This is a genomic window from Gordonia sp. NB41Y, assembly GCF_030718915.1.
GTDB lineage: Bacteria > Actinomycetota > Actinomycetes > Mycobacteriales > Mycobacteriaceae > Gordonia > Gordonia desulfuricans.
Map to the genome: position 1 here is coordinate 438,601 of NZ_CP132196.1, position 23,136 is coordinate 461,736.

The window sequence follows — 23,136 nt, forward strand, 5'->3', positions numbered from 1 at the left end:
GGCGAGCACCCGCCGGACAACGGCAGACCACACCGGTGCGCCCAGGTTCATTCGAGCGGTTCACGTGTGGTCTGCCGTCGGTGGGGTCACCAGCCGCGTTCGGCCAGACGATGCGGCTGCGGGATGTCGTCGACGTTGATGCCGACCATCGCCTCACCGAGACCGCGCGACACCTTGGCCAGCACGTCGGGATCGTCGTGGAAGGTGGTGGCCTGCACGATCGCCGCCGCACGCTGCGCCGGGTTGCCCGACTTGAAGATGCCCGAGCCGACGAACACGCCCTCGGCGCCGAGCTGCATCATCATCGCCGCATCCGCGGGGGTGGCGATGCCACCGGCGGTGAACAGCGTCACCGGCAGCTTCCCGGCCTTGGCGACCTCGACGACCAGGTCGTACGGCGCCTGCAGCTCCTTGGCCGCCACGTACAGCTCGTCCTCGGGCAGCGAGGTCAGCCGACGGATCTCGTCGCGGATCTTACGCATGTGGGTGGTGGCGTTGGACACGTCACCGGTACCGGCCTCACCCTTGGACCGGATCATCGCCGCACCCTCGGTGATCCGGCGCAGGGCCTCACCGAGGTTGGTGGCACCACACACGAACGGAACGGTGAACGCCCACTTGTCGATGTGGTTGGAGTAGTCGGCCGGGGTCAGCACCTCGGACTCGTCGACGTAGTCGACGCCGAGGCTCTGCAGGATCTGTGCCTCCACGAAGTGACCGATCCGGGCCTTGGCCATCACCGGGATGGACACGGTGTTGATGATGCCGTCGATCATGTCCGGATCCGACATCCGCGACACGCCCCCCTGGGCCCGGATGTCGGCCGGCACACGCTCGAGCGCCATCACCGCGACCGCACCGGCGTCCTCGGCGATCTTCGCCTGCTCGGGGGTGACCACGTCCATGATCACGCCGCCCTTGAGCATCTCGGCCATCCCGCGCTTTACTCGCGCTGTGCCCTGACCGATGTCCGACCCGGGAACGTTGCCTGACTGGGATTGGCTCACTGAAAGTCTCCTGGTTCTCGCATTGCTTCCGATCCGCATGGGGTGCGGACCGTCCTGGTATCAGGATAGGTGAGCAGATCCACCGCGTTCCGGCAGGTCGCGCCCGGTCACAGGTGCGTTGCCCGGCACCCTCGCGTCGGTACCCCGCTCGGCCCCGTCATTCGGGTGCGTCGCCCTGCCCCGGGGTCATGCGTTCGACGATCTCGAAGTAGTGCGGGCGGGTCGAACGGCCACCGAGTCGCAGGGCCCGCACCAGGAACCGGTCGGCCAGGGCGAGCGTGTCGCGGACCGCGTCGTTGTAGAACCGGCGCGCCATCATCACCCGGGTCTCGGCATCGGCGAGCTCGCCGACGAGCGCAGCCGGCCGACTGTCGGCCTCGACCCGGGCCAACGCCGCCGACAGCGCGTTCTCGACGTCCTCACGGGCCTCCCACGGCGCGTGTTCGGCGGCATCGGCGCAGGTGAGGAGTTCCCGTGCGGCCGCCCGTGCCTGCGGGTCGCCGTTGGTCGCCATCCATGCGGCGATCGCCCGGACCACCACGGTGCGGCGGTCGAGGGCCGACTCGAGGGATTGCCGGGCCAGGTCGACCCGGACGTTGAGCCGGTCGAGCCGGTTGGCGCGGCCGTAGAGCCAGCCGCCGACGATCAGCGCCACCACCACGACGGCCACGACGATCACGATCACTGTTGAATCGGTCACGTCGTCATCTCCTGCTCATCCATCGGTTCATCTGCCACACGGGTTCGGTCGGCTCGGGTTCGGTCGGCTCGGGTTCGGTCGGCACACGGCATCGGGGCGGCACCGGCCCGATGGCGGTTCGGTCAGTCGGACACGACGACGGGGCCGGCGCCGACGGTCACGGTCTCGTAGACCCGCATGATCTGATCGGCCACCCGCGACCAGTCGTAGCGTTCGGCGCGGGCCTGTCCGGCGGTGACCAGTTCGGTGCGTGCGGCGTCGTCGCCGAGCAGGGTGATGATGGCGTCGGCGAGCTCGTCGGCGGCCCCCACCCCCACCAGCATCCCGGCGCGGCCGTCGTCGAGGACCCGGCGGAAGGCGTCGAGTTTGGACGCGATCACCGCGGCGCCGGCGGCCATCGCCTCCACCAGCACGATGCCGAAACTCTCACCGCCGAGGTTGGGTGCCACGTAGACGTCGGTGGATGCGAAGGCCCGGGCCTTGGTGACGTCGTCGACGCGACCCAGGAACACCAGGTGGTCGGCGAGTTCCCCGGCCCGGCGGCGCAGTGCCTTCTCGTTGCCGCCGCCGACGACGAGTACCCGGACGTCGGGGAACTCGGCGACCACGCGGGGCAGGGCACGCATCAGGATGTCGATGCCCTTGCGCGGCTCGTCGAAGCGGCCGAGGAACAGGATCGACCGTCCCGGCCACGGGTATCCCTCGAGCGGTTCGGCGGAGGCGAAGAACGGATAGTTGATGCCGTTGGGGATCTCCACCGCGTCGGAGCCGAGGGCCTCCATCTGCCAGCGCCGGGCGAGTTCGGAGACGGCGATCTTGCCGGAGATCCGCTCGTGGTACGGCCGCAGGATTCCCTGGAAGACGGTGAGCCACAACGATCGTGACGTCGACGTGTGGAATGTGGTGACGATCGGTCCGAGTGCCACCATCAACGCCATCATCGACAGACTCGGCGAGTTGGGCTCGTGCACGTGCAGCACGTCGAAGTCGTTCTCGTCGATCCAGCGGCGGAGCCTGCGGTATCCGCGCGGACTGAAGTTCACCCGCGAGACCGACCCGTTGTACGGCAGTGCCAGCGCCGGTCCCGCCGAGACGACGTACTCGGGCAGCGGGGTGTCGGCGTCGGCGGGTGCGATCACGCTGACGTGATGGCCCCGCTCGAGGTAGACCTGTGCGAGCTCGACGACGTGGGCCTGCACGCCGCCGGGCACGTCGAACGAGTACGGGCAGACCATCCCGATCCTCATGCGTCACCCACGATCCGGGCACGTTGCCGGTCGGTCCAGTCCGACTCCCACAGCGGTTGGAGCATGTGCCAGTCGGCCGGATGTGCGGCGATGTTCGCCGCGAATGCGTCGGCGAGGGCCTGGGTGGCGGCCTCCACCCCCACCGACACGTCGATCTCCTCGCCGCAGCTGATCATCGAACCGGGTGCGTCGGTGAACCAGTGGTGGACCGGCAGCAGGGCCGCGCCGGTCTCGATCGCCAGCCGCGCCGAACCGGCGGGCATCCGCGTCTTCTCCCCGAAGAACGTCACCGGCACACCGTGGCGGGCCAGGTCGCGCTCGCCGAGCAGGCAGACGATCTTGCCCTCACGGAGTCGCGCGGCGAGCTGACCGAACGGCGGCTGCTCTCCCCCGCTGAGCGGGAAGATCTCGAAGCCGAGGCTCTCGCGGTACTCGACGAACCGGTTGAACAGCGATTCCGGGCGCAGACGCTCGGCCACGGTCGCGAAACTGGCGCGGTTCTGCACCAGCCACACCCCGGCCATGTCCCAGTTGCCGGTGTGCGGCAGCGACAGGATCACGCCTTTGCCGCGCGACAGCGCCGCATCGAGGCGGGCACGGTCCGGCGCGGGGACGTCGACGGTGGCCGCGGTCTCGGCGAGGTCCTGGGCGGGTAGCCGGAAGGCCTCGTACCAGTAGCGGGCATAGGAGCGCATGGCGTCGGCGACGAGGTCGTCGGGCACCTGCTCGGGCGTGGTGCCGACGACCCGGGCGAGGTTGCGGCGCAACTGTTCCGGGCCGCCGTGACGACGGCCGGCGTAGCCGCCGATCCGGTCGAACGCCGCGCGGGCGAGACCGTCCGGTGCATGGCGGACACCCGCCCAGCCCGCCCGGTACCCGAGGTCGGTGGCCGACTCCTTCAGCCGTCCGAACTGCTCACCGATGCTCACCGGGCCGCCTCGTCGGGGTCGGATTCGGTGCCCGGATCGGAGTCGGTGGATGTGGCCAGCGGGATCAGGTCGCGGGCACCCGGGGACGACGCGATCGACCACATGCGCTGGCCGACGGTGATCACACTGCCGACGGCGAGCAACCACATCGCCACGTGGATGGCCCACCACAGGCCGAGACCGGTCAGGCCGGCGCCGACGAGCACGATGATCAGCCGGTCCGGGCGCTCGATGAGTCCGCCGTCGCCGTAGAGTCCGGCGGCCTCGGCGCGCGCCTTGGCATACGAGATGACCTGCGAGGTGACCAGGCAGATCAGGGTCGCGACGAACAGCAGCTGGTGCGGATCGTTCCAGGCACACCACCAGGCGAGACCGGCGAAGATCGCGCCGTCGGCGATCCGGTCGCAGGTGGCGTCGAGGACCGACCCGAACCGGGTGCCGCCGCCGCGGGCGCGGGCCATCGCACCGTCGAGCATGTCGAACATGACGAACAGCCAGATGACCATCGTTCCCCAGAACAGGTGGCCCATGGGGAACAGCGTGAGCGCCGCGGCCACGGTGGCGACCGTGCCGATCAGCGTCATCATGTCGGGGGTCAGCCCGGTGCGCAGCAGGGCCCGGCCGATCGGGAGGGTCACCTTGGACACCGAGGCGCGGCCCCGAATGCTCAGCACCGATCTGCTCCTTCCGGCCCACCGGCCGTGACGTCGTCGAATCGGTGCCAGGCGTCGGCGAGCAGTGCGCGGGTGTCGCGCAACAGTTGCGGCATCACCTTGGTGCCGCTGACCACGGTGATGAAGTTCGCGTCTCCCACCCACCGCGGCACGATGTGCTGGTGCAGGTGCTCGGCGAGCGATCCGCCGGCCGCATAACCCAGGTTGAGTCCGACGTTGAACGCGTTCGGGTTGGACACCGCCTTGATGGTGCGGATCATCTGCTGGGTGAACGCCATCAGCTCGGCCGACTCGCCCGGGGTGAGTTCCTCGAGGTCGGCGACCTGCCGGTAGGGCACCACCATGGTGTGGCCCGGGTTGTACGGATACAGGTTGAGCACCGCGTAGACATGTTCGCCGCGGGCGACGACCAGCCCGTCCTCGTCCGACATCCGCGGGATGTCGAGGAAGGGATGGCCCGACGTCTTGGGGTCGGTGGCCTCGGACTCACCGGTGTCGGCGGTCCCCGACCCCGGATCCCCACTCGGGGCATCCCGGTTCTGGGGTGCCTCCGCGGTGATGTAGGTCATCCGATGCGGGGTCCACAGACGCTGGAGCCGATCGGCATCGCCGGTCCCGAAGTCGCGGATCTCGGTCTCCAGCGCGTCCGGGCCGTCAGCCATCGCTGCTCCCCGCGGCCGCACTCACGGACTCGGGGCTCACCAGTTCCTTGCTCGGCGACTCGTTGCGACGCGAGCCGACCCACTCGACGATGGTCTCGATCGCCTCCGCCACCGGCACCCCGTTGACCTGGGTGCCGTCACGGAATCGGAAGCTCACCGCACCCGCCTCGACGTCGCGTTCGCCCGCCAGCAGCATGAACGGCACCTTCCCGGTCGTGTGGGTGCGGATCTTCTTCTGCATGCGGTCGTCAGAGTAGTCGACCTCGGCGCGGATGCCCTGCTTGCGGAGAGCGTCGACGACACCCTGCAGGTGATCGGCGAAGGCCTCCGCCACCGGGATACCCACCACCTGCACGGGTGCGAGCCAGGCCGGGAACGCGCCGGCGTAGTGCTCGGTGAGCACACCGAAGAACCGCTCGATCGATCCGAACAGCGCGCGGTGGATCATCACCGGGCGCTGCTTGGTGCCGTCGGGTGCGGTGTACTCGAGCTGGAAACGCTCGGGCAGGTTGAAGTCAAGCTGGATGGTCGACATCTGCCAGCTGCGGCCGAGCGCGTCCTGCACCTGCACCGAGATCTTGGGGCCGTAGAACGCGGCACCACCCGGATCGGGCACGAGGTTCAGGCCCGACGCCTCGCCGACCTCGCGCAGCGTGTCGGTGGCCTCGGTCCACAGTGCGTCGTCGCCGACGAACTTGTTGGGGTTCTTGGTCGACAGCTCGAGGTAGAAGTCGTCGAGGCCGTAGTCCTTGAGCAGCGCCAGCACGAAGTTCAGGGTGGTGGTGAGCTCGTCGCGCATCTGATCTTTGGTGCAGTAGATGTGCGCATCGTCCTGCGTCATGCCGCGGACGCGGGTGAGTCCGTGGATCACGCCGGACTTCTCGTAGCGGTACACCGAACCGAACTCGAACAGGCGCAGCGGCAGCTCCCGGTAGGAGCGTCCACGCGACCCGAACACCAGGTTGTGCATCGGGCAGTTCATCGGCTTGAGGTAGTAGTCCTGGCCCGGCTTGCGGACCGTGCCGTCCTCGTTGAGCTCCTCGTCGATGTGCATCGCCGGGAACATGCCGTCGCGGTACCAGTCGAGGTGACCGGAGACCTCGTACAGATGCCCCTTGGTGATGTGCGGCGAGTAGACGAAGTCGTAGCCCTCCTCGACGTGCCGCTTGCGCGAGTAGTTCTCCATCTCCTGACGGATGATGCCGCCCTTGGGGTGGAACACCGGCAGACCCGAGCCGAGCTCGTCGGGGAAGCTGAACAGGTCGAGCTCGGCGCCGAGCTTGCGATGGTCGCGGCGCTCGGCCTCGGCGAGCAGGTCCAGGTACTCCTGCTGGGCGTCGGCCGACTCCCATGCGGTGCCGTAGATGCGCTGCAGGGCGGCGTTGTCCTGGTCGCCGCGCCAGTAGGCGGCCGAGCTGCGGGTGAGCTTGAACGCGGCGATGTACTTGGTGGTGGGCACGTGCGGGCCACGGCACAGGTCGCACCAGATGCGTTCTCCGGTACGGGGATTGAGGTTGTCGTAGACGGTCAGCTCCTTGCCGCCGACCTCCATGACCTCTTTCTCGTCGAAGCTGCCCTTGTCGTCGATCAGCTCGAGTTTGAACGGTTCGTTCGACAGCTCGACCTTGGCCTCGGCCTTGGAGGCGTAGACACGGCGGGAGAACTTCTGCCCCGACTTGATGATCTGCTTCATCTTCTTCTCGAGGGCGGCGATGTCCTCGGGCGTGAAGGGATCGGCGACGTCGAAGTCGTAGTAGAAGCCGTCCTTGATCGGGGGCCCGATGCCGAGCTTGGCATCTGGGAACAGGTCCTGCACGGCCTGTGCGAGGACGTGTGCGGTGGAGTGGCGGATCACGCTGCGGCCGGCCTCGGTGTTGGCCGCAACCGGCTCCACCTCGGTCTCGAGGTCGGGTGCCCACGACAGGTCGCGCAGCATGCCCGACGCGTCGCGGACGACGACGATGGCCTCGGGGCCCTTGTTCGGCAGATCGTGCTCCCGCAGCGCGGTGCCCGCGGTGGTCCCAGCAGGCACACGGATCGTGGCTGGGTAACTCACCTTGACTTCGTCGGGCACGGCGAACGCTCCTCCGGGGGATCGGCCTCTGGACACCAGACGGCGCCCGTCGGCAAAACGGGTTTTCCGACGTCGATCGTATCGAGTTGACCCGACATTCCGGGTCGCCGGTTCCCCCTCTCGGCGCGTCCTCCTCGATTTCGAGACTATCGAGACCGTTTCGCGAATCGTTTCGAGACCGCACGCCCTGGCTGTTTGCCGATCCAACGCGATCGATGAGCGCGTTCCACAATCCGTCTCACAACACACCTGATCTCAATACCGACACCGAAGGCAGTTTCGAGATAGATTCGGTCAATGCCTTCCGACGCATCGACCGCGACCCTGCTCGGGTACGCGCGCGCCCGGCCCCGTGCCGGTTCCCTCGACGAGCAGATCGACCTGCTCACCGAGACAGGCGTCGCCGCCAACCGCATCTACACCGACACCACCGTGTTGCCCGAGGCCGAGCGACCCGGGATGACCGCCCTGCTCGACTACGCCCGTCGCGGCGACACCGTCGTCGTGGTGGGCATCGACCGGCTCGGCCGTTCGACGCCCGAGGTGATGTCCACCGTCCGCCACCTGGATGAACGTGGCCTTCGGCTGCGCTCGCTGCGGGAACGGATCGACACCACCGAACCGGCCGGCCACATGATCGTCGGGGTGCTCGCGTCACTGTCGGAGCTCGACGACGAGCAGTCCCCCGGTCGGCGGGTGTCGACCGGCGGCGCACGCCGTGCCGGCGGCACGGTGGGCCGGCCCCGCGCGCTCACCCCCGACCAGATCGCACAGGCCGAACGCATGCGCGCGAACGGCGAACCCGTGCCCCGGATCGCCGCGGCACTCGGGGTGAGCCGCGCGACGTTGTACCGCACCCTCGCCACCAAGGAGGCACGGTGATCAGTATCACGGCGGTGTGTGACACCGCCCATCTCGACGCCCTGGAGTTCCGGCGCGGTATCGAGGCCGCGTACGCCTACCTCGGGGCGTTGCCGATCCCGTGGGCGCGCCATCATGCGGTGAGCACCCTGGCCGAACCACCCCGGGACGTCGGCCCGCCCCAGCATGCCGCCGAGCGTGGCCCCGGCGAGGCGTCGACCACAGACGTACACGACGCCGAGTCGGACCTGGCCGCGTCGAGCTACTCCCGCGGGTATCGCGCCGCGTTGCACGGGTTCCTGCGCGACGGCCCCCGGCTCTAGACCCCCACGATCAGCTACACCCGACACGTTTCGGGTGCGCCCACGTCACAGGATCGGGCTGCGTACCCACTCCGCGTCGACGTCGACCCAGCCGGCCACGGTGCCGAACACACCCAGCATCCACATCGAGGCCAGCACCACCAGACAGGTGCCGAGCCCGAACACGCCCTGCACCGACCAGTGCTGATGCCGGAACCATTCCACCCACGCGTCGTATCGGGTGCGCGCGAACCGCAGCAACCGGTGCGCCCAGGAGAACTCCGACGCCAGGATACCCAGTCCGAGAAAGACGATCAGCCAGCCCGGCCCCGGATACGGGATGGCGACGACACCGCCGGCGAGCACGAGCGCACCCACCACGCCGACCGTGATGCGGTAGGTGAGATTCAACTCCGGTCGACGCCGGATCACGTAGCGCCGCTTGCGCGCCCAGATCCGGATTCGCTTCCACGCCGACATCCTCGACCACTCCCCTGGCACTGATCCGGGCCGGTGACACCCGTTCTGTCCAGGATACGTGGGCCCGGCCCCGTCGAAATCGTGGCCGCACCACCGCGGACGCCGGGATCCGAGTCGCCCAAGTGCCCGGTGTATCCGGGTCGGCTCTGTGAGACTGTGCAGGTGATTCGCACATTCCGGCTTCTCCGCGTGCTGTCGGCGGCGGTCCTGCTCACCGTGTTGGGCGCGTCGAGCGCCCTGGCCGCGCCGACACCGCAGGGCAGTGCACCCGAGCCGGTGTGCGCCTGGCAGTTCATGTCCAATGCCAACGATCTGAACGTCGCGTTCCCGGACAGCAACGCCACCTACTGGGTGATGCCGTATGCACTCGGCCCCGGCGACTCGATCAGCCTGTCGGGACAGTTCCCCCAGGCCCGATACTTCTCGCTGAACACCTACGGCACCGACTTCGACACCATCGACACCCTGCGCGACAACCAGATCACGCCCGATCGCGGCAGTTCCAATCCGTTCGCCGAGGTGTCGCCGGCGCAGGCCGGCCGCAGCTGGCACGCGGCGGTGGTTCCCGGGCCGGCCGATGCCTCGCGCAACCAGATCAGCGGACTGCCCACCTCGGGGACTCAACGCGTCCCGGTGGGTTTCCTCATCGTGCGGGTGTACGTCCCCGACGACCCGAACTCACCCAACGGTGGAGTCGCCCTGCCCACGATGACGATGCACCTGGGCGGCGCGACGATCCCGTTGCGCCCGTGCGCATCCCCACTTTCCCTCTCCGGGGACTCGGCGCCGATGAAGGCACTGTTCGACCGCCTCGTCACCACCGGTGGCGGCTCGGCGACGGAGGCCGTCTTCACCAATCCGACGACGACCGGCGGCCTGTTCCCGAACGGGGACAACAAGTATCTCGCCGCTCCGGTGACCTATCGGCCCGGCCGGGTGGTCGTGGTCCGCGGAAAGGCGCCCTCGTTCCCCGACACCACCGCCGGGACGTCGCCGGCGGCCGCCCGGGATCTGCGGTACTGGTCGATGTGTCAGAACGACAGGGTGAGCCCCTACCCCGTCGTCACCTGTGCGGCCGACCACCAGACCGCGCTCGACGCCGACGGCTACTACACCTATGTGATCGCCGCGCCCCAGGACCTGGCCGCGCCGATCGATGCGAGCCAGACCCTGATCGGTTGGGGCAGCACCGCCGTCGCCGACAAGGTGCTGATCATGCGGAACATGCTCCCGTCGGCCGGGTTCTATCCGCGGTCGGTCCAGGCGTCGCAGGCCGACCACTCCGATCCCGCCACGTCGATGGGCGCGTACTACCCACGCGGCACCTACTGCCAGGTCGACGTGCTGCGCAGTCAGGGGTGGCAGGGCTGCTATCGGTGAGCCGCCGACGGTCGATCCCGTTCGCCGACGATGGTTCACGTGACGTGAACGGATTCGATCGCGCCGTCAGGGTCCGTCGAAGCGCACGGCCTGCTCCACCGCGAGGAACACCCCGGAGCCCGTCGTGGTGTTCCAACAGGTGAGGCCATTGCTCTCGGAAGCACAGACCCAGTCGTCGAAGTAGTACTGATTGCCGTATGCAGCGACGGGAACCTGGTAGCCGTCAGTGGCGGGTTGGTTCATCCAGCCTGTGGTGCCCGAGCCGTCGGTCGGAGCGTCGACACGGTTGGCGGCGAGCGGAAAGATCCACCTGCCCTTACACGTCCCCGACCGGGTCACGCAGCCGAGCGGACTGCTCGACTTGTTGAAGCTCGTGATGCCGCACAGGCCTTGCGCACCCTCGGCGTCGGGCTGGTTGAAGTCGCAGCCGATCCGGCCGGTCGGCGTCACGAGGTGTGCCGAACGGAGCTTGCCGTACCTACTCACATACGTCGGCAGTGGCTGCGCGGTTGCCGGCCGCGGCCCGCCCGCACCCACATCGGCACCCGGGACCGGCGGCGTCGCCTGACCAGGACTCGCGGGACTGCCCGCTGGGCTCGAGTCCGCCACGACAGACGACGTCGACGTCTCGACGGTGGTCGGGTCGCCGTTTACGGCACTCGGCGCTGCGGCCCGATCGTCGCCCTCGGCATCGACCACCAGGATCACCGCCACGACCAGCGCGGACACCAGGACCACGGCGGTGGCCAGGAGTGCCAACACCGTCGTGTTACCCGACGTTGAATTCATCGTCTTCCCCCGAAGCTCGACATCTGGACACCGCTTCACACGAGCGATTCGCCACAGTGAATCACAGACGGGACATCCGGTCCCTCGATGTCGTCTGGTCGAATCACAGCCCTCGGCGCACGATCGCACCGCAATCGTCGCCAAAGGAGAACCACTGCGCTACAACAGGTTCGACAGTGTGAACCCGATTCGACCGAGGTCGCGCCACCGTTGCCGACACCCGGCGAGCCGGATTTCCACCCAGTCGTCGCGAGCGGCTGGGCCAGCCGGTGATGCCCGTATCGGCGTGTACCCATCACGATCTGGTTGCCCATCGATCCGGATAGGGCCTGAAACGAAGAAAACCCGCAGTTACCTGCGGGTTTCGTTGTGGTCCCGGCTGGGATCGAACCAGCGACCTTCCCGGTGTGAACGGGACGCTCTTCCACTGAGCCACGGGACCGTGTCGCAGGAGCGCTTGGCTCCCTTGCACGAGCCAGAACATTACACACACTGACCGCCAGAACCAAAATCGCCTGCACACGCCTGGTTCACCGCCCGCTCATGCATCACCGACGAGGTTTCATCCTCCGCCCACCGGCCGGCCATCACCTGGCCATCAGCGTCCGGCAGGCCTGTGACCAGCCGATTTGGCATCCCGCGACACAGTCACGTAATGTTCTGTCCCGCACCGCGAGCACAACGATCCACAAGATCGCTCGTGGAGCGTGCGGATGTAGCGCAGCTGGTAGCGCATCACCTTGCCAAGGTGAGGGTCGCGGGTTCGAATCCCGTCATCCGCTCGAAGCGAGTGAACTCGCGTCGGGTGGTGTGGCCGAGTGGTGAGGCAACGGCCTGCAAAGCCGTGTACACGGGTTCGATTCCCGTCGCCACCTCTAGACAACTGAATAGAACACGCGCGATTAGCTCAGTGGGAGAGCGCTTCCCTGACACGGAAGAGGTCACAAGTTCAATCCTTGTATCGCGCACCCTGAAAGCAGGGCCCGGCAGATCAGCCGGGCCCTGCTTTTTTCGTCTCCCCCGGTCCGGAAATGCCGCCGGCCATCTCCCCCGCGGCGATGCCACCCCTTTCGGAGGCCCTGAAACAGAGTCCGCGCAGGCGTTTTGGAAATTACACCGTTGTCACGTAATGTTCTGTCCCGCACCACGAACGACAACGATCCACAAGATCGGGTTCGGGGAACAATGCGGATGTAGCGCAGCTGGTAGCGCATCACCTTGCCAAGGTGAGGGTCGCGGGTTCGAATCCCGTCATCCGCTCGGAGTCAGAATTCGACAATCGAAGATGACCACGCGCGATTAGCTCAGTGGGAGAGCGCTTCCCTGACACGGAAGAGGTCACAAGTTCAATCCTTGTATCGCGCACCTGATGATGGGCCCGGCATTCTTGCCGGGCCCATCGTCGTCTGCGGATGTCTCGGCGAATGCCATCGACCGGGGTTTCCATGAGTCGGTGTCCGTCGGCGGGAATCCGGGGACGATGACCCGTAATCTTCTCGATATGGACATCGAGGAAGTGTTCGCCAACGTGGCCGTGGCCTTCGAGGCCATCGGCGCGTTCGCGATGGTGGTGGGCTTCGTGATCGCAGTGGTGCTCAGCGCCCGCTCACTGAACCGTAAAGAAGGTGGCGCCCAGGCCTTCTCGGTACTGCGCTCCACCCTTGCCTCGGCCATCCTGCTGGGCCTGGAGATCCTCGTGGCCGCCGACCTGCTGCGGACCATCACCTCCAAGCCGTCGGTGGAGGACGCACTGATCCTGGGCCTGATCGTGGTGATCCGGACGGTGCTGTCGATGTCCATCCAGATCGAACTCGAGGGAGTCCTGCCGTGGCGGCGGGCCATGCTGACCTCCGGCGGCCAGATGATCGCCGAGGCCGTCTCCCGCGACGTCGCCGCATCCAAGAACACCGCATCGGGCACCGTGGCGGTGTCCAAGAACACAGCACCCGACAACTCGGCATCCACACAGCCCTGACCAGCCGATTTGGCGAAACGACGGTCCACCGAATAATGTTTCTCCTCGCGTCCCGAGCACAGACAAGGTCCACAAGACCGCCCGGGACCGATGCGGATGTAGCGCAGCTGGTAGCGCATCACCTTGCCAAGGTGAGGGTCGCGGGTTCGAATCCCGTCATCCGCTCCACAACTCCCCCGACCCCGGTTCGGTCGATCCCCCCTCGGTTCCCGAGACGCCCTCCTCTTCACTCGATGCATGCGGCAAGTCGGAAGTCCCTATCAGGCCCCAAGCTTGCGGGCTAGCGTCAGATGCATGACGAGTTATATGAGCGCCCCCGGCTGTGACAATCCCGACTGCACCTGTGGTCCCGACTGCAAGTGCGGAGAGAATTGCACCTGCGGCAAGAAGTAGTCCACACGAGGAGTTGAGCAGTATGGCGGCATCGGTCGACGAGTTCTCCGCACCGGGCTTCGCCATCGAGACCGCCACGGATCCGGCGCTCGCGCCGGCCGTCGCCGACGTCGCCGCTGCCACCTTTCCCCTTGCGTGCCCGCCACATTCACGACCCGAGGACATCGCGGCGTTCATCCGCGAGAACCTCGGGCCGGCCAACTTCGCCGCCTACATCGCGTCGTCGGAATCCGAGGTGCTCGTCGCCCGGGCCGACGACGGCACCCTCGCCGGGTACGCCCTGGTGCATCATCGTGCCCCCGCCGACGCCGACGTCGCCGCGGTGATCACCGAACGCCCGTCGTCGGAGATCTCCAAGATGTACGTCCTGCCCGGCCACCACGCCCACATCCGGCCGTCAGAGACGCGTACAGCCCCACCGTCGCACCTGCTGATGCGCGCGGCGATCGACCGCGCACGGCAACGTGGCAGCGCCGTGGTGTGGCTCGGGGTCAACCAGGAGAACGAACGCGCCCAGCGCTTCTACGCGAAGATGGGCTTCCACCGCGCCGGGGTCAAGACCTTCGACCTCAACGGCAGGGTCGAACACGACTACGTCCTGCGCCAGTCCCTGACCTGATCGAACCTGCACCCGCACCCGCACCCACGCGACCGCACAGCGGCGAGTCACACACCGGCGGACCACACACCGGCCGGGCCCGGGACGACAGACCGACCACACAGCCACAGCGGGCACAGAACCACAGCGGGCGCCCCACCAGGTGGTGGGGCGCCCGTGTCAGGTGTGGGTGCGTGTGCGGCTCAGACCGCCGTCTCGGCGAACCGTGACAGCGCCAGCAGACGCGAGGTGGCACGCAGATACTTCTTGCGGTAGCCGCCGTGCAGCATCTCGTCGGTGAAGATCTCGTCGAGCTTGCTGCCCGACACGGTCACCGGGATGTCGGCATCGTAGAGACGGTCGGCCAGCACCACCAGACGCAGCGCCACCGACTGGTCCTGCGCCGGATGCACACCCTCGATGCAGACCAGCGAGATCCCGTCGACGAGGGCCTTGTACTTGGACGGGTGCAGCTTGGCCAGATGCGTGCACAGCTCGTCGAAGTCGTCCAGGGTGGCACCCGGGGTGGACTCGGCCAGCTCCTCGAGCTCGGTGTCCGAACGCGGTGCGGGGGCCGGCGGCAGATCGCGGTGACGGTAGTCGGGGCCGTCGACGCGGATGGTCTCGAACACCGCCGACAGCTTGCGGATCTCGCGCAGGAAGTCCTGGGCGGCGAAGCGACCCTCACCGAGCTGCCCGGGCAGGGTGTTGGAGGTGGCGACGATCGAGACGCCCTTGGCGGTCAGCTCGGTCAGCAGCCGCGACACCAGCATGGTGTCGCCCGGGTCGTCGAGCTCGAACTCGTCGATACACAGCACGGTGTGCCGCGACAGCCGCTCGACGGCGTTGACGAAGCCCAGCGCGCCCACCACGTGCGTGACCTCGACGAAGGTCGCGAACGACTTGGGTTCGGGCATCGAGTGGTAGATCGAGGCGAGGAGGTGGGTCTTACCCACACCGAATCCGCCGTCGAGGTAGAGGCCGATCCCCTGCGTGGCCTGCTTGCGCGAGAACAGCCCCTTCTTGCCACCCCGCGCCTTGCGCGCTCGCACGACAAAGTCACGTGCCTTGGCCACGGCCTGCGCCTGTGACGGCTCGTTGGGGTCGGGGATGTAGCTGTCGAAGCTGACCTCATCGAAGGTGGACGGCGGAACCATCTCCTGGATGAGCTGTTCGGGAGAGACGACCGGGTTCCGGTCGGAAAGACGTGCCACCATGGTGGGCAGCCTAACCAGTGCCTACCCCGGGGAATGATGCTCTACCAGCATAAAGCGATCCACGTCACACCCGACGACGCCGACGAGACGGACCTCTACCGCGTCCTCGCCGACCGTTACCCCCACCCCGAGCGGTACGTCCGCGCCAACATGATCGCCACGATCGACGGCGCGATCTCGGTGTCGGGACGCTCCGGTCAGCTCGGCGGACCCACCGATCGCGCCGTGTTCCGCACCCTGCGCGGGCTCGCCGACGTGGTGCTCGTGGGTGCGGCCACCGCGCTCGCCGAGACCTACCACCAACCGCAGCCGGACCCGCAGTTCAGCGCCCACCGTGGCGCCGGCCGGCCCGCCGCACCGGTGTTGGCGCTGGTCAGCCGGTCGCTGGCGATCGACCCCGCCTACCCCCCGCTCGCCCACCCCGACACGCTGGTGCTCACCTGCGCGGCCGCCGACCCACAACGACGGCACGCCCTGACCGCGTCGGGGGCCACCCTCGTCGACTGCGGTGAGGGCACCGTCGACCTCGTGGTGGCCCTGCGTCATCTGGGCGAGCGCGGTCTGACGCGTGTGCTGTGCGAGGGCGGTCCCCGCCTGCTCGGATCGATGATCGCCGCCGATCTGCTCGACGAACTGTGCATCAGCACCTCGCCGATGCTCGCCGCCGGTGATGCACCCCGCATCGCGCTCGGCCCCGACCTGCCGCATCTGCCACGGTTCACGCCCACGCAGATCCTGTCCGACGACGACGGCTACGTCTTCACCCGATGGACACGGGCGGCCCGGTGACCGCACGACCGGCCAACCGCGCCCGGTTGACTACCCTCGCCATCATGCGGTCGGCACGGAACCCCCTCTCCTCGCGCGTCCCCTCCTCGCGCGGTACGGCACCTGCACGGTCCGTCGTGCCCGCACGGCTCGTCGCCACCGCGGGCCTCGTCGTCACGCTCGGTCTGGCCGGCTGCGCTGTCGGACCCGACCCCGGCCCCGCCCTGGTCCCCGGTGGCGGCAACGGCGGTGGCCCGGCCGCGTCGACCACGTCGAGCACCCCCGCCCAGGCACCCACCCTGCAGAAGCCCGGCACCGACCTGGCCTGGGGTGGCTGCGCCGGGGCACCCGCGGCACCGGCCGGGGTCACCCTGCAATGCGCCGAGCTCGACTCACCGGTCAACCCCGACAACCCGCGGTCGACGCTGACGGTGCACTTCACCCGGGCATCGGTCGCCGACACCCCCGCCGACGCCGCGCCGCTGGTCCTCACCGCGGGCACCGACATGCCGTCCTCTCGGGCGCTGCGACTGCTCGCCGACGGCCCGGGCCGCAGCCTGCTGGACAAACACCCGATCGTCGCCGTCGACCGCCGCGGTATCCCCGACAGCACGCCACTGGACTGCCTGACGCGATCAGAACGCGTCACCCTCGCCGACAACGGCCTGACCGCCGGCGCCGACACCGCCAAGCGCATCACCGACCTCGCCGACGCCGCGTCGTCGGCATCCGACGGCTGCACCGAGACCCTCACCCCGGATCAGCTGCAGTTCGGCATCACCGCGGCGGCCTCCGACATCGAGACCCTGCGTCAGCGCTGGAACGTCCCCACCCTCGGGCTGATCGGTCTCGGGGAGGGCTCCGACGTCGCGATCGCCTACACCGCGCTCTACGGCGGGCGCACCGGCCGGCTCGTCCTGGACACACCCACCCCGTTCGGGGCCAACGCCCGCGACGCCGGGGCCGTGCGCGCCTCGGGCGTCCAGGCGGCCCTGGTGACCTTCGCCCAGCGCTGCGGCGCCCTCGGCGCCGGCTGCCCGCTCGGCACCGCCGGCGTCGCCACCATGGGTGACGTCCTGACCAAGGGCCGCACCGGCGCACTCGGCGGGCTCTCCGACACCCAGGCGCTCGCCGCGATCACCACCGGACTGGCCCTGGCACCCAACGACACCGCGGGACTGACCTCCGTCGCCTCGGCGATCGCCGCCGCCGACAACGGCGACGTCAAGGCCCTCACCGACCTCGCGAACCAGGCCGAGGAACTGCGCCTGACCGACGGCCAGGTGGTGTCGGTGTGCAACGACGTGACCGGCCCGGTCGGCCAGAACGAGGTCGCCGGCCTGGTGACCGCCTGGACCAAGCAGAACCCGCTCACCGGAACCGACACCGCGCTCTCGCTGGTCCGCTGCAACGGCTGGGCGTCGAGCGAGCCGGTGAACCCGCCGGAGTCGTTCCCGGTGGCACCGCTGGTGCTGCTCAACAGCGGTGACCCGATCAACGGCGGAGAGGGCGTCAAAGGCCTGTCGCCGCTGTTCGCGCGCGCCGGCACCACCCCGGTGACCGTCGACTGGAACGGCCTGGGCTACTCGGTGCTGGCCCGCAGCACCTGCGCCGCCGACGTCGTCGCCCAGTATGTGGCGCACTCCCCGCTGGAAGGTCCCGCCGACCGCGGCTGCCCGGCGTGAACAGGGGTTTGTCGAACGTGGTCGGGGCCACGTAGTACGGTGCGCGGGTGCCCCTTCTCGACAGGTACCTCTACCCGCAGATGAGCGTGCAGCGGATCGTCCCGCTGGTGCTCTGGCCCATCACCATCCTGATGATGTTCCACCGGTCGGTCATCCTCGGCGTCAACGGTGACCGCACCGACGACTTCCGGCCCGTCTACCAGGCCGCGCTGGCATTCCTGAACCGCCAGCCGGTCTACGGCGAGAACCTGAACACCGTCGATCCGCACTACCTGTACCCGCCGTCGGGCACCCTGCTGATGTCCCCGCTGGCGGCGATCGACCCGGAACGGTCCCGCTGGCTGTTCATCGCCGCGAGCGTCGTGGCGCTCGTCGTCTGCGCCTACCTGATCACCCGGCTGTTCGGCTACGCCGCCAACACCTGGGTCCTGCCGACCGTGCTGTTCTTCTTCTTCAGCACCGAGACCGTCGCGCACACCCTGATCTTCACCAACTTCAACTCGTTCGTGCTGCTCGGGATGCTGGCGTTCATGATCCTGATGCGCGGCCGCCACGACTGGTGGGCGGGGATCGCGATCGGACTGACCTTGGCGGTCAAACCGGTCCTCGCCCCGCTCCTGCTGTTGCCGCTGCTGACCCGTCAATGGCGGATCTTCGTCGGCGCCATCGGTGTTCCGCTGCTGTTGAACATCCTGGCGTGGCCGATCTCCGACGACCCGAAGTCGTTCGTCTCCAACACGCTGCCGTACCTGATGGAGGCCCGCGACTACTACAACAGCTCGATCGTCGGCAACGGCATGTACTTCGGTGTCGCCGACTGGCTGATCGTGCTGCTGCGTATCGCGTTCACCCTGATGGCGGTGTTCTCGCTGTGGTTCCTGTACCGCTACTACCGGCACACCGACGAACTGCTGTGGATGACCACCTCGTCGGGGGTGCTGCTGTGCACCACGTTCCTGGTGGGCTCACTCGGCCAGGGCTACTACTCGATGCTGCTGTTCCCGCTGCTGATGACGGTGCTGCTGCCCGGTTCGACGATGCGCAACTGGCCGGCGTGGCTGGGTGTGTACGGCTGCTTCACCTTCGACGCGTTCTACTCCGATCGCTGGGAGCACTTCGGCCGCGCCCTCGAGTACAACAAGGTGACCTGGGGCTGGTCGCTGCTGATGATCGCGGTGTTCTGCTCGCTGCTGTTCCGCTACCTGGACCTGCGCAAGGCCGGGGTGGCCGGCCGCTGGAACGAATGGTCGGCGCCGGCCGCCGCAACCATCCCGGCGACGACGCCGTCCCCGGACGAACTGGACACCCGCAAGGCCGAGACCCCCGCCGTCTGACCGCCGGGCGGTCTGGGCGCCCTGACTTCTGCGAGCCCGGACGTCGAACGCCCGGTGAGAGAGCCACGGAATCGGACATCACAGAAGTCTCACACGCCACAGAAGGGCCGCTGTGGGGGCGAGGTCCTGTGGCGTGTGCGGGTGGGGACTCGTACGGTGGGAACCATGACCGATACACCCGCCGAGACCCCCGCTGACACCCCGGCCGAGCTGGCCGATCTCACCGATGAGCAGTGGCGCGAACGCCTGACCCCGGCCGAATACCGCGTCCTGCGGCAGGCCGGTACCGAGGCCCCGTTCACCGGCGAGTACACCGACTCCAAGACCGTCGGCGTCTACCGCTGCCGGGCCTGCAACTCCGAGCTGTTCCGCAGCGAGCAGAAGTTCGAATCGCACTGCGGATGGCCGTCGTTCTTCTCCCCGCTGGCCGGCGAGGCGGTGATCGAACGCTCCGACACGTCGCTGGGTATGCGCCGCACCGAGGTGCTGTGTGCCAACTGCGAGAGCCACCTCGGTCACGTCTTCCAGGGTGAGGGCTACCCCACTCCCACCGACCTGCGGTACTGCATCAACTCGATCAGCCTGTCGCTGGAACCCACCGAGGACTGAACCGGCGAGGCATCGCCCGGCTGCGGCTCGACCACCATTCGGTGGTCGAGCCGCAGCCGTATTCGGTGGTCGAGTATTTGGTGGTCGAACCGCAGCCGTATTCGGTGGTCGACCATTTGGTGGTCGAGCCGGGACCGAGCCCGAAGGGCGAGGACCCGTGTCGAGACCCGGTGACCCGACGGTGTCGGTGACCACCTCGAACGCGAGAAGGGGCCGGTCCGGACGTCATGTCCGGACCGGCCCCTTCTGTCAATCGGGTCGGTCAGTGCGTCACGGCAGGGCCTCGACGAGGGCGTCCACCTCGACCCGCGGGCCGGTGAAGAACGGGGTCTCCTCGCGCACGTGCATGCGGGCCTCGGTGGCGCGCAGGTCACGCATCAGGTCGACGATGCGGTGCAGTTCCGGCGCCTCGAAGGCCAGCAGCCATTCGTAGTCGCCGAGGGCGAACGAGGCGACGGTGTTGGCGCGGACGTCCTTGTAGCCGCGGGCCTGCTTGCCGTGGTCGGAGAGCATCTTGCGACGCTCCTCGTCGGGCAGCAGGTACCACTCGTACGACCGCACGAACGGGTACACGCAGATGTAGTTGCCCGGCTCCTCCCCGGCGAGGAACGCCGGGATGTGGCTCTTGTTGAACTCCGCGGGGCGGTGCAGTGCGACGTTGCTCCACACCGGCTCGCAGACGCGGCCCAGCTGGGTCTCGCGGCGGAACCGGTTGTAGGCGGCCTGCAGGTCCTCGATCTTCTCCGCATGCCACCAGATCATGAAGTCGGCGTCGGCGCGCAGGCCGGACACGTCGTAGACACCGCGGACCACGACGTCGGTGTCGGCGAGGGATTTGAAGAAATCCGTGGCGTCGGATTTCACCGCGTCACGATCGTCGCCGATCCCATCGGGTCGGACGGCGAACACCGAGAACATCAGGTAGCGGATGGTCGAGTTCAGTTCGGCATAGTCCAAGCGGCTCATGACCCCATCGTGCCACCGTCTCAGTGCAGGTCGGTGAGCAGGTCCCGGGCCGCACGACCGGCCTGCCCGATACATGCGGGCACCCCGACACCGGCGTAGGACGACCCGGCCAGCGCCAGCCCTGTGGGCCGGTGGCCGAGCACCTCGGCCATGCGGGCCAGATGCCCGGGCGCGTACCGCGGCAGTCCCCCGGTCCAGCGTTGCTGCCACACGTCGATCACGTGCCCGGATGCCGGCGCGACGCCGGCGGCCGCGCAGATCCGGTCGAGGTCGGCCAGGGCCTGGCCGCGCAGCGAGTCGAGGGCGTCGTCGGCGATCGGGGCGCCGTAACGGCCGAACGACGCCCGCACCGACACCGGCCGGTCGGGTCGGCCCAGATGCGCCCACTTGCGGGAGCTGAGCGTGAACGCCTTGGCGTGCAGGTCTTCTCCGGTCGCCACCAGCACGCCCGAATGGGCGGGCAGGTCGGTGCCCGGAGCCAGGGCCAGGGACAGCACCACCGACGACGCCGGTTCCACTGCGCGCAGCGTGGGCGCCAGGTCGGGTGCCTGCGTGGCGAGCAACTCGCCGGCGATCCAGGCGGGGACCGCCAGGATCACACCGTCGTAGGTGGCCTCGACCGGCCCGTGTACCGCCCAGCGGTCGCCGGTACGGGAGAGTCCGGTGACCCGGGCGCCCAGATGCACGGTGGGGCGGGCGGCGTCGACGAGCGCGTCGAGCAGCACCCGGTACCCGCCGACGAGGGTGCCGAACACCGGCCCGGTGCCGGTGGATGCGGCGAGGATGTCGGTGACCGCCCCGGTGAGACTGGTCGCGCCCTGATCCAGACGCAGGGCCAGCGCCGGCAGTGCCTCGCGCAGCCCGATGTCGCCGGCCAGGCTCGAGTAGACGCCGCCGAGCATCGGGTCGACGCAGCGGGCCACCACCGACGGCCCGAACCGGTCGGCCACCAGTTCCCCGACGCTCACGTCGGTACCCGGGCGCCACGACAGCGGCCGGTCGGCCTCGCCGCGGATGCGGTCCACGTCGGCCGGGTCGGCGATACCGGCGACGATGTCGGCGGATGCCGGGATGCCCATGAGAGCCGGGGACGGCAGCGGGTGCAGGCCGCCGTTCGCCCAGATCGCCGGTCGTGCGCCGGTCGGCGCCACCACCCGGTCGGTCAGGCCCAGCTCGGCGACCAGGTCCACCGCCTCGGGGCGGCGCACGATGAACGCCTCGGCGCCCACGTCGACCGGCCGGCCGCCCACCTCGACGGTCTGCAGGATGCCACCGGTCGACTCCCCCGCCTCGAGGATGTCGATCACCGCGTCGTCGCCGAGTGCCTGCCGCAGCCGGAGTGCGGCGACGAGGCCGGACACACCGGCACCGACGACAGCGATCCGGGCGGACATCAGAGTGTGTGGATCAGTTCGACGGCGCGGGTGAGCACCTTCGCGTCGGTGTCGGGGAGCACGCCGTGCCCGAGGTTGACGATGTGGCCGGTGGCGCCGGTGGCGATCGCGGTCGCCCCGTCGTCGAGGACGCGGCGGATCTCACGTTCGATCACCTGCGGCCCGGCGAACAGCACCGTCGGGTCGAGGTTGCCCTGCACGGCCTTGCCCGGACCCACGCGGCGCACCGCCTCGGTCAGCGGCACCCGCCAGTCGACGCCGATCACGTCGGCGGGGGCGGCCATCGCGGCGAGCAGTTCACCGGTGCCGACACCGAAGTGGATGCGGGGTACGCCATAGCCGGCGACCTCGGCGAACACCCGGTCGGTGTGCGGGGCGACGTAGGTGCGGTAGTCGGCCTCGGAGAGGGCCCCGGCCCACGAGTCGAAGACCTGGATCGCGTCCACCCCGGCCTCGAGCTGCACCTGCAGGAAGGTGATGGTGATGTCGGCGAGCCGGCCCATCAGCGCATTCCATACCTCCGGCGCACCGCGCATGAGGGCCTTGGTGTTGACGTAGTTGCGGCTCGGACCGCCCTCGATCAGATATGACGCGAGGGTGAACGGCGCCCCGGCGAAGCCGATCAGCGCGGTCTCCGCAGGCAGCTCGGCGAGGATCCGCTCCACCGCGTGGGCGACCGCCCCGACCTGCGCCGGATCGAGCCGCGGTAGCCCCGCGACGTCGGCCTCGGTGCGGATGGGCGCGGCGATCACCGGGCCGGTCCCGGCCACGATGTCCAGGTCCACACCGGCGGCCTTGAGCGGCACGACGATGTCGGAGAACAGGATCGCGGCGTCGACGTCGTGGCGTCGGACCGGTTGCAGCGTGATCTCGGTGACCAGCTCCGGGTCGAAGCACGACTCGAGCATGCCGTGGTTCTCCCGGATGGCCCGGTATTCCGGCAACGACCGACCGGCCTGCCGCATGAACCACACTGGGCGCCTGCTGGGCGTGGAGCCCTGCGCCGCGGCCACCAGCGGCATGGTGGCGTGGCCTGAACGGGTACGTTGTGAATGCGACATCATCGATCACTCTGCCATGTCGTCCGAATCG

General features: G+C 68.7%; 22 protein-coding genes and 7 tRNA genes. 15 read left to right on the forward strand and 14 right to left on the reverse strand.

Features of this window, described 5'->3' with window-relative positions; all coding sequences use genetic code 11:
- Positions 1-86 precede the first annotated feature (86 nt).
- The 7 genes from pdxS to thrS all read right to left on the reverse strand — a co-directional run bounded on the left by pdxS (position 87) and on the right by thrS (position 7,293).
- Entirely contained in the window at positions 87-1,046 is a 960-nt protein-coding gene (pdxS, locus tag Q9K23_RS01770) for a pyridoxal 5'-phosphate synthase lyase subunit PdxS (RefSeq protein WP_082365735.1), read from the reverse strand.
- A 118-nt stretch (positions 1,047-1,164) separates the two neighbouring features.
- Positions 1,165-1,692, reverse strand: coding sequence for an NUDIX hydrolase (locus Q9K23_RS01775; RefSeq protein ID WP_152972630.1), 528 nt, complete (start codon positions 1,690-1,692; stop codon positions 1,165-1,167).
- Between the two features lie 137 nt (positions 1,693-1,829).
- Positions 1,830-2,954 carry a glycosyltransferase family 4 protein gene (locus tag Q9K23_RS01780; RefSeq protein ID WP_053776456.1) on the reverse strand — a complete coding sequence of 375 codons (1,125 nt, stop codon included), beginning with the start codon at positions 2,952-2,954 and terminating at the stop codon, positions 1,830-1,832.
- Positions 2,951-3,877, reverse strand: a complete 927-nt coding sequence (locus Q9K23_RS01785; RefSeq protein WP_053776540.1) for a phosphatidylinositol mannoside acyltransferase — start codon at positions 3,875-3,877, stop codon at positions 2,951-2,953. Before Q9K23_RS01785 ends, Q9K23_RS01780 begins: the two co-directional genes overlap by 4 nt.
- 2 nt (positions 3,878-3,879) lie before the next feature.
- Positions 3,880-4,557: a phosphatidylinositol phosphate synthase gene (pgsA, locus tag Q9K23_RS01790; RefSeq protein WP_053776455.1), complete on the reverse strand. Its 678-nt coding sequence runs from the start codon at positions 4,555-4,557 to the stop codon at positions 3,880-3,882.
- Positions 4,551-5,219: an HIT domain-containing protein gene (locus tag Q9K23_RS01795; RefSeq protein WP_020789872.1), complete on the reverse strand. Its 669-nt coding sequence runs from the start codon at positions 5,217-5,219 to the stop codon at positions 4,551-4,553. The genes pgsA and Q9K23_RS01795 overlap by 7 nt, the downstream gene beginning before the upstream one ends.
- Positions 5,212-7,293 carry a threonine--tRNA ligase gene (thrS, locus tag Q9K23_RS01800; RefSeq protein WP_059036406.1) on the reverse strand — a complete coding sequence of 694 codons (2,082 nt, stop codon included), beginning with the start codon at positions 7,291-7,293 and terminating at the stop codon, positions 5,212-5,214. Before thrS ends, Q9K23_RS01795 begins: the two co-directional genes overlap by 8 nt.
- A 297-nt stretch (positions 7,294-7,590) precedes the next feature.
- Between thrS and Q9K23_RS01805 the strand changes: the two genes are divergently transcribed.
- The gene (locus Q9K23_RS01805; protein WP_053776454.1) at positions 7,591-8,175 is read left to right on the forward strand and encodes a recombinase family protein; all 585 of its coding nucleotides are present in this window, start codon (positions 7,591-7,593) and stop codon (positions 8,173-8,175) included.
- Positions 8,172-8,477 carry a hypothetical protein gene (locus Q9K23_RS01810; RefSeq protein ID WP_053776453.1) on the forward strand — a complete coding sequence of 102 codons (306 nt, stop codon included), beginning with the start codon at positions 8,172-8,174 and terminating at the stop codon, positions 8,475-8,477. Before Q9K23_RS01805 ends, Q9K23_RS01810 begins: the two co-directional genes overlap by 4 nt.
- 45 nt (positions 8,478-8,522) lie before the next feature.
- On the opposite strand, the gene Q9K23_RS01815 is transcribed toward Q9K23_RS01810, so the two are convergent.
- Complete coding sequence (locus tag Q9K23_RS01815) at positions 8,523-8,936, reverse strand: TIGR02611 family protein (protein WP_053776452.1); 414 nt, start codon at positions 8,934-8,936, stop codon at positions 8,523-8,525.
- Positions 8,937-9,098: 162 nt separating this feature from the next.
- Here Q9K23_RS01815 and Q9K23_RS01820 point away from each other — a divergent pair, with 162 nt between their 5' ends.
- Complete coding sequence (locus tag Q9K23_RS01820; protein WP_187343511.1) at positions 9,099-10,316, forward strand: hypothetical protein; 1,218 nt, start codon at positions 9,099-9,101, stop codon at positions 10,314-10,316.
- 66 nt (positions 10,317-10,382) lie between these two features.
- On the opposite strand, the gene Q9K23_RS01825 is transcribed toward Q9K23_RS01820, so the two are convergent.
- Together Q9K23_RS01825 and Q9K23_RS01830 are read right to left on the reverse strand one after the other, a co-directional pair.
- Positions 10,383-11,105: a hypothetical protein gene (locus Q9K23_RS01825; RefSeq protein WP_152972616.1), complete on the reverse strand. Its 723-nt coding sequence runs from the start codon at positions 11,103-11,105 to the stop codon at positions 10,383-10,385.
- 370 nt (positions 11,106-11,475) lie between these two features.
- A tRNA-Val gene (locus Q9K23_RS01830) sits at positions 11,476-11,547 on the reverse strand.
- Between the two features lie 267 nt (positions 11,548-11,814).
- Here Q9K23_RS01830 and Q9K23_RS01835 point away from each other — a divergent pair.
- From Q9K23_RS01835 to Q9K23_RS01870, 8 genes are all read left to right on the forward strand, one after another.
- Positions 11,815-11,887, forward strand: a tRNA-Gly gene (locus Q9K23_RS01835).
- Between the two features lie 22 nt (positions 11,888-11,909).
- Positions 11,910-11,980, forward strand: a tRNA-Cys gene (locus Q9K23_RS01840).
- Positions 11,981-12,001: 21 nt separating this feature from the next.
- A tRNA-Val gene (locus tag Q9K23_RS01845) sits at positions 12,002-12,073 on the forward strand.
- Positions 12,074-12,292: 219 nt separating this feature from the next.
- Positions 12,293-12,365, forward strand: a tRNA-Gly gene (locus Q9K23_RS01850).
- Between the two features lie 33 nt (positions 12,366-12,398).
- Positions 12,399-12,470 (forward strand) — tRNA-Val (locus Q9K23_RS01855).
- Positions 12,471-12,606: 136 nt separating this feature from the next.
- Entirely contained in the window at positions 12,607-13,080 is a 474-nt protein-coding gene (locus tag Q9K23_RS01860; protein ID WP_053776538.1) for a DUF1622 domain-containing protein, read from the forward strand.
- A gap of 92 nt (positions 13,081-13,172) precedes the next feature.
- Positions 13,173-13,248, forward strand: a tRNA-Gly gene (locus Q9K23_RS01865).
- A gap of 247 nt (positions 13,249-13,495) precedes the next feature.
- A complete protein-coding gene (locus Q9K23_RS01870; protein WP_053776450.1) occupies positions 13,496-14,092 on the forward strand; it encodes a GNAT family N-acetyltransferase in 597 nt (198 codons plus the stop codon).
- Between the two features lie 182 nt (positions 14,093-14,274).
- Here Q9K23_RS01870 and zapE read toward each other — a convergent pair whose 3' ends face one another.
- On the reverse strand, positions 14,275-15,288 hold the full coding sequence (gene zapE / locus Q9K23_RS01875) for a cell division protein ZapE (RefSeq protein WP_020792646.1): 1,014 nt from the start codon (positions 15,286-15,288) through the stop codon (positions 14,275-14,277).
- A gap of 36 nt (positions 15,289-15,324) precedes the next feature.
- Between zapE and Q9K23_RS01880 the strand changes: the two genes are divergently transcribed.
- From Q9K23_RS01880 to msrB, 4 genes are all read left to right on the forward strand, one after another.
- The gene (locus Q9K23_RS01880) at positions 15,325-16,077 is read left to right on the forward strand and encodes a pyrimidine reductase family protein (protein ID WP_305950368.1); all 753 of its coding nucleotides are present in this window, start codon (positions 15,325-15,327) and stop codon (positions 16,075-16,077) included.
- Positions 16,078-16,193: 116 nt separating this feature from the next.
- On the forward strand, positions 16,194-17,741 hold the full coding sequence (locus tag Q9K23_RS01885; RefSeq protein WP_305950369.1) for an alpha/beta hydrolase: 1,548 nt from the start codon (positions 16,194-16,196) through the stop codon (positions 17,739-17,741).
- 47 nt (positions 17,742-17,788) lie between these two features.
- Positions 17,789-19,075: a glycosyltransferase family 87 protein gene (locus Q9K23_RS01890; RefSeq protein WP_020790487.1), complete on the forward strand. Its 1,287-nt coding sequence runs from the start codon at positions 17,789-17,791 to the stop codon at positions 19,073-19,075.
- 165 nt (positions 19,076-19,240) lie between these two features.
- Entirely contained in the window at positions 19,241-19,684 is a 444-nt protein-coding gene (gene msrB / locus Q9K23_RS01895) for a peptide-methionine (R)-S-oxide reductase MsrB (RefSeq protein WP_053776448.1), read from the forward strand.
- 270 nt (positions 19,685-19,954) lie between these two features.
- Here msrB and hemQ read toward each other — a convergent pair whose 3' ends face one another.
- Genes hemQ through hemE form a run of 3 tightly spaced genes read right to left on the reverse strand, consistent with a single transcriptional unit; the run spans position 19,955 to position 23,105 of the window.
- Positions 19,955-20,650, reverse strand: a complete 696-nt coding sequence (gene hemQ / locus Q9K23_RS01900; RefSeq protein ID WP_053776447.1) for a hydrogen peroxide-dependent heme synthase — start codon at positions 20,648-20,650, stop codon at positions 19,955-19,957.
- Between the two features lie 20 nt (positions 20,651-20,670).
- A complete protein-coding gene (locus Q9K23_RS01905; RefSeq protein WP_305950370.1) occupies positions 20,671-22,044 on the reverse strand; it encodes an FAD-dependent oxidoreductase in 1,374 nt (457 codons plus the stop codon).
- The gene (gene hemE, locus Q9K23_RS01910) at positions 22,044-23,105 is read right to left on the reverse strand and encodes a uroporphyrinogen decarboxylase (RefSeq protein ID WP_053776537.1); all 1,062 of its coding nucleotides are present in this window, start codon (positions 23,103-23,105) and stop codon (positions 22,044-22,046) included. Before hemE ends, Q9K23_RS01905 begins: the two co-directional genes overlap by 1 nt.
- Positions 23,106-23,136: the final 31 nt, after the last annotated feature.